The sequence below is a fragment of the Ottowia thiooxydans genome, from assembly GCF_040548795.1.
Lineage (GTDB): Bacteria > Pseudomonadota > Gammaproteobacteria > Burkholderiales > Burkholderiaceae_C > Ottowia > Ottowia thiooxydans_A.
The window spans coordinates 155,153-169,089 of the sequence record NZ_JBEPSH010000002.1 but is presented as its reverse complement, the minus strand read 5'-3'; the positions used below and the strand labels follow the sequence as shown (position 1 = coordinate 169,089).

The following is a 13,937-nucleotide window of genomic DNA, read 5'->3' as shown; positions in this document are numbered from 1 at the left end:
TTGGAGGGGTTTCTCTAGGGAGTTTCCCCCTTTGAACAGGGGAAAATAGATCCAAAGTCCTGGAAGCTCTATATCATCTGCATGTACATTTCCTTGCAGGAATGCTCCAGAGTGGAAAGCGCGGCATCGCGACGATCATTTTTGGTTAAAGAGCCTGACAGGACACGTTTTGCCCACTAACCTAACGGGATGGCACTGTGTTTCGTTTTTTTCTGATTTTTCTCGCTGTTCAAGCCACATTGTTTGGCGTCGAGATGCTGCAGCCTGTGCAGCAGGCCATAGTGGATCCCTGGACCGGTATCGTCGCCAAAGCCAGTGCCATCGTGGTTCATTTGTTTGACCCGTCGGTCATTTCATACGGGCGTGTGTTGCAAAGTGCTCAGACCGGCTTTGGTGTTTCCATTGAACCCGGTTGCAACGGGGTAGAAGCAACCATCGTGCTCGTGGCGGCCATGCTGGCCTTTCCATCCAGCTGGAAAATGAAGGCTTGGGGCATCGGCCTGGGTTTCATTGCCGTGCAGTTCGTGAATCTGCTGCGGGTAGTGAGCCTGTTCTTCATTGGCCAGTGGAATCTGGAAGTATTCGAGTTCGCTCACTTGTATATGTGGCAGGCTCTGATCATGCTTGACGTATTGGTGGTCTGGCTGCTTTGGATGCGAGTGGTTGCGCGGCAAGACCGGGGCGCCGCCAAACCGGTGGCTGCGTGATGAGAGCCACGCTGATTGGGCGGTTTCTTCTATTGGCCATTCTTGGCCTGATGGTGTTGTTGCCGCTTTGGTATTGGGCGTCGCCCTGGCTGGCCACGCCTCCGATCTGGCTTGCCGGCACTGTGATGAAGCTGCTCTTTCCCTGGGCAGAGAGTTTTGATCAGAAGGGCGTCATGGCAGTGCTGCATACCTTGGTGCAGGTGCGCATGAAGGGTCCCCAAGGCGACGTACTGGGTGAATTGACCCCCGAAGTAAGTTACCCCACCTATGGATATGGGTTGGTACTTCTGTGGGCCATGTTGATCGCATCCCACCCCCCAAGGTGGTGGCTCAAGGGCCTGATCGGCAGCTTGGTTCTAATTCCCCTGCAGGCTTTCTGCATTTGCTTTCAGTGGCTGCGCGACGTGGTGATTTACTCCGGACCTTCCGGAGCGGCCTACCTGAACTACCCTTCATGGGTCAACGAAGTGGTCGTCTACGGATATCAGTTCGGATTTCTCATGCTGTCCCCTGTCGCGCCCATTGTGCTTTGGCTGCTGTTCGATAAGCGATTCGTGGCCGCCTTGTGGCTAGAGGCCGCCTTATCAGACAAGCCCGAACCTGCTCGTCAAACGGCGCGGATGGACTGAGCTTAAACTTCTAGGCACTTTCCTGGAAGGAATGAACTGCGGTGCAGCCGCAGGGAACGGCTGTATTCGTAGTTCTTTTTTTGTTCTGAAACCGTTTATGTTGATGTACCAGGCGAGCGCCTCAACAACGGTGACCTCACGTCCGTTTCGTCATGGACGTTCGAGCCTGGCAAGCTGACGCAACTCGCGCTTCAAAACTTTTCCAATCGCATTGCGTGGGAGCTCCTTGAGCAAAGTGACGGATACCAGTCGCTGGGTTTTGCCGACCTGATTATTGACCCAGCGCATCAGATCGGCTGGCGTAGCGTTTCCGAATGGCTTGAGTACTACAAACGCAGCGGGGGATTCTCCCCATTCTTCTGAAGGAATGCCCGTAACGGCCGCTTCGCTGATGTCAGTATGTTGGTGAAGGATGTCTTCTAAGTCCCGAGGGTAGACGTTGAATCCGCCAGAAATGAGTAAGTCCTTGATCCTGTCTACCAAGATTAGAAAGCCGTCTTCATCGAATCTTCCTAGGTCGCCAGTTCGTATGTAGCGGCGTCCTTCCTGATCGAACCACTCTGACTCAGACGTAAGGCCGGGTCTCCCGTGGTATCCGGTCATCATGCCTTTGGATCGCCCGACGATTTCGCCCAAACTACCTTCGGGTACCTCGGTGCCACCCTCGCTGATCACGCGAAACTCGCTGCCAGGCGCAGGTCGGCCGACAGTGTGAAGTTTGCCCGGATATACATCCGCTTCAAGCAAGCAGCTTCCTCCGCCTTCTGTCATACCGTAGATTTCCGTTAAGCCACCTGGCCAGCGGGCGAGAACTTCTGACTTTAGTGCTGCAGGAAATGGCGCGCTGCTGCAGAGCTTCATCACGAAAGTCGACAAGTTATGCTGTCCGAAGCCTTCGTGCTGCATCAGTCTGAGGTACTGAACCGGGACCAGCATCGTGTGGGTGGCGCGATGGGCCTCGCACAGAGCCAGATATTTTCCCGTATCAAATTTCGACATGAGGACGACAGTCCCGCCGAAAGCCAGCGCTGGGAAAAACGCGACGAGCGTAGTATTCGAATAGAGCGGCGTAGACAACAGCGTGACGCTGGTTGCGGAATACTTGTAGCGGCGCGCACGTTGGATGTGAGCCCATCGCATCCTATGTGATTGCACAACCCCCTTGGGCTCTCCGGTGGTACCGGATGAGTAGATGATGTTGAAGGCGGAGTCGGCGTCTACCGTACGGCCTAAAGCGATTCCGCTAGCGGCGCTGTGAAGCCAGGCTTCCATCGTCAGCAATCCCGGGCAAGCGTCAAGGGCAACGCGCATCGGATGACCGGGAGCTTGCTGCGGCAGAGCAGCATTTCCATCACTATCGAGAAACACCAGCTTTGCTTCAGAGTCGACAAGCATTTTCGTTAGTGTCGATGTGGTCGCACTCGGCGGAAGCGGTGCCACCGCGATTCCTGCACGCAAGGCACCTAAGAATATGCTTGCATACGCGCTGGAGGATTTTGCACAGATTGCGATTGTCGAGCCTGCCTGCAATCCGGCCGTAGTTAGACGAGAAGCGACGCGATCCATTTGCGCGTCCAGATCGGCGTACGTGAGCTCGTGAGGTACCTCCGTGTCATCAGTAATGGCCAGCTTTAGTGGCGTTGTCACCGCATGTTGGCGAATCAGGTCGGCCAGCAGAGCAAATTCGTCATCAACGGAGTATTTCACGATGCGCTCGGTGTTCACATGCGTCATTCAAGGGTGATTTGAGCTTTGCGGACGATGTCACCCCACTTGGTTGTTTCCGACATGATGAAATCCTGAAACTGATCTGGGGACATTGGGGCTGATTGCGCGCCGTCCTTTTCTAGGTACGCTCGGATATCCTTGCTCGACAAAGCCTTTCTCACTTCAGCGTTCACGCGGTCCACCACAGCTTTTGGGGTGGCTTTTGGGGCGATTAGCCCGAACCAGGCGACCATCTCGAAGTTCGGGATTCCTGACTCTGCAACCGTTGGTACATCCGGCAGTAATGGTGAGCGTACTGCACTAGTGACAGCAATCGGCTTCAACCTGCCCGAGCGGATCAGATGCAGCGAAGATGGAAGGTTGTCGACGATGGCGTTGATGTGGCCGGCACTGGCATCATTGAGGGCTCCCGCGCTACCCTTGTACGCCACATGCAGAAAATTGGCACCGGTAGCTATCCTGATACTTTCACCGGTGATATGTCCTGAGGAGCCGGCGCTTCCTGAGCCGTAGGTGATCGCTCCAGGATGTTTTTTGGAGTACTCGACGAGTTCTTTCAGATTGTTCACTGGAAGCAACGGATTCACCGAAAGAACATTGGGGACCTTAGCCAATAACGCGATCGCTTTGAAGTCTTTGGTGAAACTGAAAGTCATGTCCTTGTACAAAGCTGGACGTATTGCGATTGAGGAAGTCGGGACATATAAGGTGGAGCCGTCGGCTTCGGACCGCATGACGAACTCGGCACCGATATTGCCGCTTGCGCCTGGTCGGTTCTCTACCAGCATAGGCTGGCCGGTGCTTTCGCTAATCGATTTGGCGAATATGCGTGCGATCGCATCGTTGGTTCCGCCGGCCTGCACCCCGACCACAAACTTGACAGCCCTTGTTGGCCACACTTCAGCTGTTCCCTGGGCGGCGATCTGCCCCGATGCAAGGAAGAACGCGATCATCAGCGAAGCATTGCGATAGGACATGTCTCGTCTCCAAAGTGGGGTTTTTAATAGTCGAGGACCAGCTGATTTGTCTTGCTACCCGAGCAGCAGATCATCATGGTCTGGTTTGAGTCACGTTCTGGCTGGGTCAAAACTGAATCGCGGTGATCCGGTGTCCCCTGAATTACGCGCATTTCACAGGTGCCACAAATCCCTTGGCCGCATGCGTGCGGCACGTCAATTCCTTTGTCCCGCAGATTGTCAAGGATGGAGGTGCCAGGTGCTACATGGACCTCTACGTTAGATCTTGCCAAGCGGACGGAGAAGCCTCCCTTTAACGAGGCCTCTTCTTTAGGACTGAAGTACTCGACGTGAATTTGCTCAGTGGGTAGTTCGGCTGTTGCAACGAGGAACGCTTCCATCATCGGCTTGGGGCCACAACAGTAAAAATGAGTTCCCGCTGGTGACGCAGCAATGCACGACTGAAAATTGATGTGCCTGGGCGATTCCTCGTCGTCTGTGACGAAGCGAACTTGATCTCCATGACGAAGGAGCTCCTGGCAAAACAGAAGTTCGGATTTGCTCCGTGCCCCGTAGTGCAATGACCAGGACCGGCCTGACTTCTCCAGTGACTGGATCATGCTCCAGAGGGGCGTGATGCCTATTCCCCCGGCGAATAGCGCTGTATGGGGTGCGCTACGTTCCAACTCAAAGTGATTTTTAGGAGCACTAACGTCGAAGCTCATGCCGACCCTAGCCTCTGAGTTCAACCAGCGCGATCCACCGGTCGAGTCCACAGCATCCTTCACTGCAATGACATAGCGCGGCAGGACATCGTCGGGGTTGATGATTGAGTAGGAGCGAGCTGCCATCGACGGGAGATGAACCTGGATGTGGGATCCCGCACTAGCGGGAGGCACCCATCCAGTCTCAGACCTGAATTCGAACAGCTTGCACCGCTCAGCAGCGTGTTCAATGCGGAACAGCCGCATTCGATGGATATCTCTCATTGAGCATCAAAGAAGTTGCCAGCCTCAAGCTGGATCACAGCTTCCTCTTTGTTTCTCCAGACGCCGAGCGGGTCGTTGCCCGCCGCGACCACTGCCAATTGTCGCTGGAGCAACCGCCGGAACATCACCAGCCCGACGTCCGACGTGACCAGATGCTCGTCTGTATGCCAGGTGATCGGACCCTGACCGACCTGCGCTTCCCGGTCATCGGGAAATGCGCGGTGCTCTTCCTCGGTCATGTCCTCCCAGAGCTTGCCGTCATGCAGCACGCGCCGTTCGCGTATGACGGTCGCGTCTTGATGCACCACGCCCGCGGTGAACGTAGTGAAGTGTGTGTCGTCCACGGGGATTGTCCACTCGATACGGTCTACCGGACCGTTCTTACCAAAGGCATCAGGAACGCTGCGCACATTGGGCGCAAGCGCTTCGGTGACGCGCAGGAAAAGCCTACCATCCGGCAGCACCCGTTTCTGTGTGGCTTTGACACCAAGCTTGGTTAACGACCACTCCACGTTCGGCATCACGGCCATTTCCGGAATGAATTGGAGGCCGCTGAAGTTGCTATGTAGGACTGAAACGTGGAATGTGTCCAGGGCGTTTTCGAAGTATTGAAGCCAGTTGCAGTCAGCAATGGCAGGACCTCCAGACGCAAAAGCCTTTTGTTCACCAAGAATCTTCTGATCGGCGTTGATACCCTCCAGCGCTTCCACGCGCGGGAGAATCGGCATTTTCTCAGGAGGGCCCATATAGGCGAATACCAAATCGTAGGCGTCTTGCACCGGGTACCAGGGCTGCCGCACCTTGCTCCGATGCTCTCCGTTGTTGGGCTCGCAGGGCTGCTCGACGCATTTGCCTTCAACATCGAACAGCCATCCGTGGTAGCAGCAACGTATACCTCGCTCTTCGACCTTTCCGTAGATAAGTGAGGTCCCCCTGTGCGCGCATCGAGGATGGACGAGACCAGGGCGTCCGGATTTATCTCGGAAGAGGATGAGTTCTTCGCCGAACACTTGAATGAGCTTTGGCGTCGTAGTTGCCTCCTTTGCCAAGGCGACTGGCTGCCAGTACCGGCGCAGAAGCTCGCCCATGGGCGTTCCTTGGGAGACCTCGGTAATTTCGGGAATGTGTTTGCCCGGCTTTTTCCCGTACAGAGAGCCCATGAATACCGGTTTCGATTCGACTTCCATTTGTGTTCCTGTGCTTGGATTGCGTTGAGAATGTGTCGATCTTAACTATGAAGATATTCATTAAAAAATAGGTGTTTTTACCGATGAGCAAGAAGCCTCTGTTCGATGAAAGTTGTTAAGATCATCAAGATATATTTCAAGAAAACCTCTTACCAACAGATGAGATCTCGTCGCTACACCAACATCGCGCACCTCCTGATGGTCGCCCGTGAGGCTGCTTTGAAGCCGTTTCGGCCTATCCTCAAGGCGCATGGTTTGACAGGTCAGCAGTGGCGCGTCATCCGAGCACTCCACGATTCGAAAGACGGTCTCGAACCTAATCAAATTGCTGATCAATGCCAGATTCTTGCGCCCAGCCTCTCGCAGATCCTGGCTGGAATGGAAAAGAACGGTCTTATCCAACGTGCTCGATCTGGCGTTGATTTGCGTAAGCAGCGCATTAGCTTGACGCCCGCGTCTCTTAAGGTCGCGCTAGAGGTTTCTCCACTCATCGAACAACAGTACGCATTGATTGAGAAGGTAGTCGGGCGGCAGGTCTTGAGCAATGCCGTCGAGGCAATTGAGAAGTTGCGCGATGCGCTTGAACCCGGGGTGCCCAGTGTCATGGACGGCAAATCCCCGGGTTCGGCCACAGAGAAGAGCAGCGAAAGATGACATCACAACTTCTTTTCGAGCTCGATGAAGGAGTTTTGACACTCACGATGAATCGGCCCGAGCGCCGTAATGCGCTAAGCCCTGAAATGTGCCAAATGCTGGAGGCTCAGCTTCAATCGACCACGTCCAACTCGCAGGTCCGTGCCATTGTGCTGACGGGGGCAGGTGACGCCTTCTGCTCAGGCGGCGACGTGAAAGCAATGGCCAGCCCTGCGAACCAAAACCTTAGCGAGGATGCGAAGGTAGAGGCTCTGAAGCGTCGTATGCACGTGGCTAAGCTTCTGCACACGATCAGCATTCCTACGATCGCCAAAATCCGCGGATCTGCCGCCGGCGCCGGCTTGTCGCTAGCCATGGCATGCGATCTGCGGATTGCGTCAGTGGGCGCCAAGTTGTCGACCGCATTCGGAAGCGTTGCGCTGTCCGGTGATTACGGCGGCAGTTACTTCCTGACAAGCTTGGTGGGAACTGCCAAGGCGAGAGAGCTGTATTTCCTTTCGACGATACTGGACGCTGAACAAGCTGAGCGGATTGGCCTGGTTAATCGCGTGGTGAACGCCAAGGATTTGGACGCACAGGTTGCTGCTTTGGCACGCAGTCTGGCTCAAGGGCCTTCCAGTGCGATCGCAGCGATGAAGTCCAATCTAAATGTTGCCATGAAAGGCAATTTGGAGGCGTCGTTCGATGCGGAGCCAGCTCACCACATCAGGTGTATGTCGACAGCAGACCACAGGGAGGCCGTGGCGGCATTTGTCGAGAAGCGTGCTCCGCGGTTCGGCTGACTCAGTAACTTACGCCGCCATCGTGCCGTGGTGGCGAGTGACAACGTCCGGCAGCACGCAGATGTCGAAGCCCAAACGCCGCAGCGTCATGCAGGCCCAGAAGTCTTCTGAAAGGTATTCGCCTTCGTGTACGCCCACGCCGAACACATCGTAGTGAATGGCTGGGCCTCCATCGCCGTGAAGGGTCTTCATGCGCTGATAGACCCGGCCCTGTGCAATGGCATCTTCCACCAAGGCTGCCACAGCCTGGCGCGAAAACATCAATGCTGCGGTGCCAATGCGATCAACCAACAGCATCGGGCCACTCTCGCCTACGACCCGCCCAATGTTGAAAATGCGGGAGCCGTCAGCATTTCGTCCCTTCAAGGCCACGGGGGCGCCAATGACGTCGCGTTGCTCCGACAGCATCATCTGCAGACTGGCGGCGGAAAGTGAGACATCAGCATCCAGGAAAAGAAGATGTGTCATGTCTGTCTGGTGATGGAACATGGACACCAAGGTGTTTCGGGCGCGTGTGATCAGGCTTTCGTTTCCCAAGCTGGCTAGCGTAAAGCGGATTCCTGCTCTTTGATAGTCCAGCAGAGAGTGCACGAAATCCATATGAACCATGCCTGCGTAGGCGGGCGTTCCAATCATGATGTGTGCTTGGCTCATGAGACGCTCCTGGGGCGGTATTTTTCGGTTCTGCCTATGACTTGCGACTGGACTTCCTGCAGACGTTCAAGTTGCGATTGATCGTAGTGGTAATAGCGCTTCAGCAGTGCGAGGTTGGAGGCGTACTGGGCAGCGTTGGTTTCCCGGTCTCGCGATCTGGGATGATGCAGGTGCAGCGCCGCCGCATCGTCGAACTCAAGTGTCGAAAGTCTGGCGCGCTGCACTTTGTAGGAGAACGCGTCGTCCTCTCCTCCCCAGCCGACGAAGCGCTCGTCCCAGCCTCCCAACTTCAGAAAAGCATCTCGGCGGATGGCAAATGCGCCTCCACACAAGGGCGCAGATTCCCCTTGCATCTGGCGAGTGCTTGCAGTGGCGGGCATTTGCTGCAAGGCAGTTGAATCGCCGGCGCGTAAAAGCGCCGTTGTTTCTGGAGAGAGATCGAGAACCTGGCGATAGGGCTTGACCATTTGGGTGTTCCTCAGGCAGTGCTCGACCGAGCGCGGCAACATCCCAGGTATCAGCAGGTCAGCATCAGTGAACACGATGACTGTGCCATTGCAGTGCCGTGCGCCGACATTCAGTCCCCAGGCTTTATTGAATGCTCCAGCGTTGTAGGCGAATATGACGGAGCAATTGGGATGAGGAAGAGGCGTTGTCAGGCTGGGTAAGCCATCCTGCTCGACGATCACCACGGGCCATTCTGGCGTTTCTGCCAGGAAAGTCACCACTGCGAGCAGATTGGCATGGCGAATGCCGCTGGGCTCGCCTCGATAGGTCAAAATGATGTTTGCTGACATAGAGAATTTTTGCTAAGCATGATTATTTCCTGCATCACCATCACCCAGCCAGGCCGGCTGCATCTGTTGCGTGAGTCTGTGGGCGATTTTGCCCGGCAAACGTATGAGGCGCGAGAGTTGATCATCTTGCACGATGGCGATTCAGCATTCGATCAGGAAGTTCGGAAAATCGCGGTGCAGTACGGGGGTGCCGGCCCTATCAGTGTGCATGCGGTGGCCACCATGCCGCTGGGCGCGCTGCGCAATACCGCAGGTGCACTGGCGCAAGGCGAGCTCGTTTGTCAATGGGATGACGATGACCGGTTTCATCCTCAGAGGCTTCAGGTCCAGAAAGACGCGTTGGTGCGCGAGGGTGCGGACTTCTGTTTTCTGAGCGACCAATTGCACCTCTACCGTGACGCGGGGGAGTTGTTCTGGGATGATTGGGATGCTCAGCCCTATCCGCTCAATTTCATCCAGGGCACCCTTATGGGGCGTCGCGAGAAGATGCCCGTCTATCCTGGCATCGCACGCGGCGAAGATACAGGGGCTTGCCTCGATATTCTCAGAGCGGGCCATAAAATCTGCAGACTGCGAGACCACGGTTGGTGTTATGTGTATGTGCAGCACGGCAACAATGTCTGGCCTGACACGCATCACAGAGCCATTTCGCAAGGTCACGCGCTTTCGGCAGCCAGGCTCATGGCTCGGTTGGGAGTTGCGCGCGAGCGCCTGGCTGAATATGTTCCGCCCATTGAGGCAACGGCATTGAAGGATCGCTCGGGCAGCATGGCATTTCCTATTCGCTAGGATAAGGTGATAAAGGCGTTTTCAATGCGCCTGAATGCCATCCACCACGAAGCGCGTCGCCTGGTCTGATCAGCGCTTCGGTGTCATTCGGGTCATACGGTCCTGGCAGGCGTTATCTTTTCCATGTGGTGCGGTGTCCGAGAAAAGCATCGCTTTGAAGTGCGCCAACGCGCCTATTTTTCTATCAATTTGATTGCAAAGTACTCACAACTTTGAGCGGAGCCAAGTGCTCCTTGCACTGCCTCTGCCGAGTCTCAGAAGGCGTTTCTCCAAAGCGCCTTCGGTAGCTCTCGGCGAGATGTCCCAAGTGAAAAAAACCATAGCGCGCTGCAACATCCGACACCTGCGGCGCGCGCTCCGACGCGGTGGGTTGTTGCAGTGTCGCGCGCACAGCATCTAGCCGCAGGTCACGCAGGAAGGTCATAGGGCTCTTGCCTGTGCACTGCGCGAAGCTCTGCTGCAGCGAGCGGGCGCTGACACCCACATGCGCGCATACCTCGACCAGAGTGATGGGCTGCTCCAACCGCCCATGCATGAACTCCTGCGCGCGTTTGACCACGCGCGGCAGAATCATGGAAGCCGTACCGGGGGTGGGCGCCTTTCCCGTAAGGGCCGCTGAGTAGTTGTGCCGGGCAGACAGCAGCAGGGTGGTGAGCAGATGGTTCTCGGCCTGCTCTGCCAACACTGGGTGGCCCAGAAGAACAGTGTTGGTCTCCGCCACAGAGCGCAGGTAGGCGATGAAGCTGGCCATGCCCATGAGGACGGGGTGAGTCAGGTCCACCCCCAGGTCGAACACCAAAGGTTGCTGCACTGGGGCCTGCAGGAGGGCCGACAGGCGGTTGTGCAGGGGTTCGCTCTCGATCTTGACGATGAACTGCGGGCTGTCCTCGTGCCAGTGCATCGATAGCGGCTCGGTCGGCGAGGGCAGGGAAGCCATGAGCGCGTGCGAATCTACCGTCTGGCTGCCGCAACGCACCGTGGCGCCACCGCGCAGCGGTATCTGCAGCAGGTAGAAGCTACCCAAATGACCCGGCTCGATACGCACGGCCGGCCCGTACTGCACGTAGTTCAGGCTGGCATCGCGATGCAGGGGTACGCTGTGGTGGCAGGCATCAAGCTCCGCGCCTGGGCGCAGCGTGGCTAGAACATGCGGGCAGAACACGCGGCCCACGAACTCGCGTGTTTCATCCAGGTCGTTGCTGTCGAACAGGCGAAAGCGCTCCAGCGGGAGCTGCTGCGCGTTGTTCTGTAGGGCCATGTCCATGGGCGGTGCCTGTTCGGGTGGTCATGCATGAAATCGCTGCCCGGCTAGGAGGCTGTTGGACTTGGAGCGCCGATAGCGAGAAAAGGCCCCAGCGAGGACAGTTTTCAAGGGATTTGCAGGCCCATAGCCAAGCTATGGGTCAAGAAAACCTTGAAAAATGGACCGCTGCGGCCATTTCGCAGCCGGCGATTTCTAAGTCTGACAGCCTCCTAGAGCGCGAAAAAATGCGTTTACGGGATAGACCGTGCGCATTCGGGATGCGGATGCACGGCCTGCCTTCCTATTCTTGCGCATGCGCCGAGCGATGCGCAAGAGCGTTATCCCCGGAGCATGGTGTGACTGTGACGGCGCATTGTTGTTGCTGCGGTGCAGCAAGGCGCGCTGGCGCGCCGCCAAGCCCATAACTAACAGGAGACAGCATGACCCAGGGATTCGAAGGAATGCGCGGCAAAAGCGCGATCGTGACGGGGGGTGCCACCCTCATCGGCGCCGGAGTGGTGCGCGCACTGCACCAGGCGGGGGTGAAGGTCATGGTGGCCGACATCAATGCCGAGGGAGGGCAGGCACTGGCCGATGAGTTGGGAGCCGGCGTAGTGTTTCGCCGTACCGACATCACCGACGATGCCGAGGTGGCTGCCTGCGCCGCCGAAGCCGCCGAGCGCCATGGCGGGGTGAACTATCTGGTGAACCTGGCCTGCTCCTATCTGGACGACGGCATTGCCTCGCCGCGCGAGGATTGGTTGACATCGCTCAATGTGAACCTGGTCAGTGCGGTGATGATGCTCAAAGCCGTGCGCCCGCACTTTCAGAAGGCGGGCGGCGGGGCGGTGGTTAACTTCACCAGTATTTCCTCGGGCGTGGCTCAGACGGGGCGCTGGCTCTACCCTGTGAGCAAGGCGGCTATGGTGCAACTCACGCGCAGCATGGCCATGGATCTGGCGGGCGAGGGTGTGCGCGTGAATAGCGTGTCCCCGGGCTGGACATGGTCGGCCATCATGGATCAGCTTACCGGTGGCGACCGCGCCAAAACCGACCAGGTGGCCGCCCCTTTTCACCTGTTGCGCCGCGTGGGCAATCCGGCTGAGGTGGCCAACGTGGTGCTCTTTCTGTGCTCGGATCTGGCCAGCTTCGTGACCGGTGCCGACTATGCGTGCGACGGCGGTTACTCGGCTATGGGACCTGAGTCGTACGAGCCAGCCATTCCAAAACTCATGTCCTGAAGGAGCCGGTGTCATGATCAGAACAGTAGGCATCATCGGCGCCGGCTTTGCCGGGCTTTCCACGGCCAAGGTGTTGCGCGCCTTTGGCTTCGAAGTGACGGTGTTCGAGAAGGAGCCCGATGTGGGTGGGGTATGGGCCGCCTCGCGCCGCTACCCGGGCCTGACCACGCAAAACCCGCGTACGACCTATGCGCTATCGGACTTTCCGATGCCGACGCACTACCCTGAATGGCCTTCTGGCCAACAGGTCCAGGCCTACCTGAAGTCGTATGCCGAACACTTTGGCCTGGTGCCGCATTTGCGCATGTCCACCACCGTGGAGAGCGCGGTGCTGGATGAGGCGGATGGCGTATGGACCGTGAAGGCGCGCCGGGCCACGGCGGAGCAGGGCGGCGCCTCGTCGGTCGAGGTGCACCGCTTCGACTACCTGGTGGTGTGCAACGGCATCTTCAGCGAGCCAGCCGTGCCGCAGTATCCGGGCGCGGAGAGCTTTGTGTCGGCGGGCGGGCGCGTGTGCCACACCAGCCAGTTCAACGACGCGGGCGATGCGCGTGGCAAGCATGTACTGGTGGTGGGGTATGGTAAATCTTCCTGCGACGTGGCCAACGCCATCGCGGCAGACAGTGCCAGCACCACGGTGCTGGCGCGCCACCTGATCTGGAAAATCCCCAAGAAGTTCATGAATGTGCTGAACTTCAAATTCCTGCTGCTCACTCGCATGGGCGAGGCGCTGTTCAAGTACATCGAACCCAAGGGTTTCGAAAAATTCCTGCATGGCGCGGGCCTGCCGATTCGTAACTCCATGCTGGGCAGCGTGGAGTCCGTGGTGACGCGCCAGTTGAAGCTGCGCGAGATCGGCCTTCACCCAGGCACGCCGCTCGAAACCATTGCCCGTAGCACGGTAAGTCTGGTGACCGATGGCTTTTACGAGAAGATCGCCGCAGGCACTCTGGGTGTGCGCAAAGGTGTGAGCATCACCGCGCTTCAGCCTGGCCAGGCATTGCTGAGCAATGGGGAGACCGTACCGGCCGATATCGTGGTTTGCGGCACTGGCTGGAACCAGCAGGTGCCTTTCTTCGATGCCAACCTGCTGCAGCGCGTGACTGACGCGCAGGGTAATTTCCGCCTCTACCGCTCCATCATGCCCACAAACGTGCCGCGCCTGGCGTTCAATGGCTATAACTCCTCGTTTTTCAGCCAGCTCAACTGCGAGATCGGTGCGCTCTGGTTGGCCAACTATCTGCGCGGCGGGCTGCAGTTGCCTGAAGAGGGTGCGATGAATGCCTACATCGACCGGCGTTTGGCCTGGATGGAGGCGCGCACGGATGGCAAGCACTCCAAAGGCACTAACATTATCCCGTTCTCGGTACACAACATCGACGAATTGCTGCAAGATATGAAGCTGCCGCTGGGTGCATTCACGCGCTTCAGACAGTGGCTGGGGCCGGTGAACCCCGAGGATTACGCGGTGGTCACCCGGCAGTTGCTGGCGCGCCACGCGGGTGCATCGGCGGCTGTTCCAAAGGTGCCGCAGGCCGCTGCGCACCACGGTCTTTAAGTATTTGATTATTGGTTTTCCCA

The 13,937-nt window shown here is 57.4% G+C and carries 14 protein-coding genes; 7 read left to right on the top strand and 7 right to left on the bottom strand.

Annotated features, from left to right (window positions below):
* Positions 1–197 precede the first annotated feature (197 nt).
* Together xrtH and ABIE13_RS04415 are read left to right on the top strand one after the other, a co-directional pair.
* Positions 198–707, top strand: a complete 510-nt coding sequence (gene xrtH, locus ABIE13_RS04420) for an exosortase H (RefSeq protein ID WP_354441511.1) — start codon at positions 198–200, stop codon at positions 705–707.
* Entirely contained in the window at positions 707–1,336 is a 630-nt protein-coding gene (locus ABIE13_RS04415; protein ID WP_354441509.1) for an exosortase H-associated membrane protein, read from the top strand. Before xrtH ends, ABIE13_RS04415 begins: the two co-directional genes overlap by 1 nt.
* Before the next feature lie 150 nt (positions 1,337–1,486).
* On the opposite strand, the gene ABIE13_RS04410 is transcribed toward ABIE13_RS04415, so the two are convergent.
* From ABIE13_RS04410 to ABIE13_RS04395, 4 genes are all read right to left on the bottom strand, one after another.
* Positions 1,487–3,070 carry a class I adenylate-forming enzyme family protein gene (locus ABIE13_RS04410; protein WP_354441507.1) on the bottom strand — a complete coding sequence of 528 codons (1,584 nt, stop codon included), beginning with the start codon at positions 3,068–3,070 and terminating at the stop codon, positions 1,487–1,489.
* A complete protein-coding gene (locus ABIE13_RS04405; RefSeq protein WP_354441505.1) occupies positions 3,067–4,041 on the bottom strand; it encodes a Bug family tripartite tricarboxylate transporter substrate binding protein in 975 nt (324 codons plus the stop codon). Before ABIE13_RS04405 ends, ABIE13_RS04410 begins: the two co-directional genes overlap by 4 nt.
* Positions 4,042–4,064: 23 nt before the next feature.
* A complete protein-coding gene (locus ABIE13_RS04400) occupies positions 4,065–4,871 on the bottom strand; it encodes a PDR/VanB family oxidoreductase (protein ID WP_354441503.1) in 807 nt (268 codons plus the stop codon).
* 134 nt (positions 4,872–5,005) lie between these two features.
* A complete protein-coding gene (locus ABIE13_RS04395) occupies positions 5,006–6,196 on the bottom strand; it encodes an aromatic ring-hydroxylating dioxygenase subunit alpha (protein WP_354441501.1) in 1,191 nt (396 codons plus the stop codon).
* 105 nt (positions 6,197–6,301) lie between these two features.
* Between ABIE13_RS04395 and hpaR the strand changes: the two genes are divergently transcribed.
* Both hpaR and ABIE13_RS04385 read left to right on the top strand, forming a co-directional pair.
* Positions 6,302–6,850, top strand: coding sequence for a homoprotocatechuate degradation operon regulator HpaR (gene hpaR, locus ABIE13_RS04390; protein ID WP_354441499.1), 549 nt, complete (start codon positions 6,302–6,304; stop codon positions 6,848–6,850).
* Positions 6,847–7,632, top strand: a complete 786-nt coding sequence (locus tag ABIE13_RS04385; protein WP_354441497.1) for an enoyl-CoA hydratase — start codon at positions 6,847–6,849, stop codon at positions 7,630–7,632. Before hpaR ends, ABIE13_RS04385 begins: the two co-directional genes overlap by 4 nt.
* Positions 7,633–7,641: 9 nt before the next feature.
* On the opposite strand, the gene ABIE13_RS04380 is transcribed toward ABIE13_RS04385, so the two are convergent.
* Both ABIE13_RS04380 and ABIE13_RS04375 read right to left on the bottom strand, forming a co-directional pair.
* The gene (locus ABIE13_RS04380; protein WP_354441495.1) at positions 7,642–8,286 is read right to left on the bottom strand and encodes a hypothetical protein; all 645 of its coding nucleotides are present in this window, start codon (positions 8,284–8,286) and stop codon (positions 7,642–7,644) included.
* Complete coding sequence (locus ABIE13_RS04375; RefSeq protein WP_354441493.1) at positions 8,283–9,083, bottom strand: glycosyltransferase family 2 protein; 801 nt, start codon at positions 9,081–9,083, stop codon at positions 8,283–8,285. The genes ABIE13_RS04380 and ABIE13_RS04375 overlap by 4 nt, the downstream gene beginning before the upstream one ends.
* Before the next feature lie 18 nt (positions 9,084–9,101).
* On the opposite strand from ABIE13_RS04375, the gene ABIE13_RS04370 reads away from it, so the two are divergent.
* On the top strand, positions 9,102–9,872 hold the full coding sequence (locus ABIE13_RS04370; protein WP_354441491.1) for a glycosyltransferase family A protein: 771 nt from the start codon (positions 9,102–9,104) through the stop codon (positions 9,870–9,872).
* A gap of 184 nt (positions 9,873–10,056) precedes the next feature.
* Here the strand turns inward: ABIE13_RS04370 and ABIE13_RS04365 are convergent, their stop codons facing one another.
* A complete protein-coding gene (locus ABIE13_RS04365; RefSeq protein WP_354441489.1) occupies positions 10,057–11,136 on the bottom strand; it encodes an AraC family transcriptional regulator in 1,080 nt (359 codons plus the stop codon).
* 419 nt (positions 11,137–11,555) lie between these two features.
* On the opposite strand from ABIE13_RS04365, the gene ABIE13_RS04360 reads away from it, so the two are divergent.
* Both ABIE13_RS04360 and ABIE13_RS04355 read left to right on the top strand, forming a co-directional pair.
* Complete coding sequence (locus ABIE13_RS04360; protein WP_354441487.1) at positions 11,556–12,356, top strand: SDR family oxidoreductase; 801 nt, start codon at positions 11,556–11,558, stop codon at positions 12,354–12,356.
* A 13-nt stretch (positions 12,357–12,369) separates the two neighbouring features.
* Positions 12,370–13,914 (top strand): flavin-containing monooxygenase, encoded by a 1,545-nt coding sequence (locus ABIE13_RS04355; protein WP_354441485.1) that lies wholly within the window; start codon positions 12,370–12,372, stop codon positions 13,912–13,914.
* Positions 13,915–13,937: the final 23 nt, after the last annotated feature.

What these genes read in the sequence shown, in the direction of transcription:
- ABIE13_RS04415 (WP_354441509.1), top strand. Translation starts at nt 707, where the DNA reads ATGAGAGCCACGCTGATTGGGCGGTTTCTTCTATTGGCCATTCTTGGC.
- ABIE13_RS04410 (WP_354441507.1), bottom strand. Translation starts at nt 3,070, where the DNA reads ATGACGCATGTGAACACCGAGCGCATCGTGAAATACTCCGTTGATGAC.
- ABIE13_RS04405 (WP_354441505.1), bottom strand. Translation starts at nt 4,041, where the DNA reads ATGTCCTATCGCAATGCTTCGCTGATGATCGCGTTCTTCCTTGCATCG.
- ABIE13_RS04400 (WP_354441503.1), bottom strand. Translation starts at nt 4,871, where the DNA reads ATGGCAGCTCGCTCCTACTCAATCATCAACCCCGACGATGTCCTGCCG.
- ABIE13_RS04395 (WP_354441501.1), bottom strand. Translation starts at nt 6,196, where the DNA reads ATGGAAGTCGAATCGAAACCGGTATTCATGGGCTCTCTGTACGGGAAA.
- hpaR (WP_354441499.1), top strand. Translation starts at nt 6,302, where the DNA reads ATGAAAGTTGTTAAGATCATCAAGATATATTTCAAGAAAACCTCTTAC.
- ABIE13_RS04385 (WP_354441497.1), top strand. Translation starts at nt 6,847, where the DNA reads ATGACATCACAACTTCTTTTCGAGCTCGATGAAGGAGTTTTGACACTC.
- ABIE13_RS04380 (WP_354441495.1), bottom strand. Translation starts at nt 8,286, where the DNA reads ATGAGCCAAGCACACATCATGATTGGAACGCCCGCCTACGCAGGCATG.
- ABIE13_RS04375 (WP_354441493.1), bottom strand. Translation starts at nt 9,083, where the DNA reads ATGTCAGCAAACATCATTTTGACCTATCGAGGCGAGCCCAGCGGCATT.
- ABIE13_RS04370 (WP_354441491.1), top strand. Translation starts at nt 9,102, where the DNA reads ATGATTATTTCCTGCATCACCATCACCCAGCCAGGCCGGCTGCATCTG.
- ABIE13_RS04365 (WP_354441489.1), bottom strand. Translation starts at nt 11,136, where the DNA reads ATGGACATGGCCCTACAGAACAACGCGCAGCAGCTCCCGCTGGAGCGC.
- ABIE13_RS04360 (WP_354441487.1), top strand. Translation starts at nt 11,556, where the DNA reads ATGACCCAGGGATTCGAAGGAATGCGCGGCAAAAGCGCGATCGTGACG.
- ABIE13_RS04355 (WP_354441485.1), top strand. Translation starts at nt 12,370, where the DNA reads ATGATCAGAACAGTAGGCATCATCGGCGCCGGCTTTGCCGGGCTTTCC.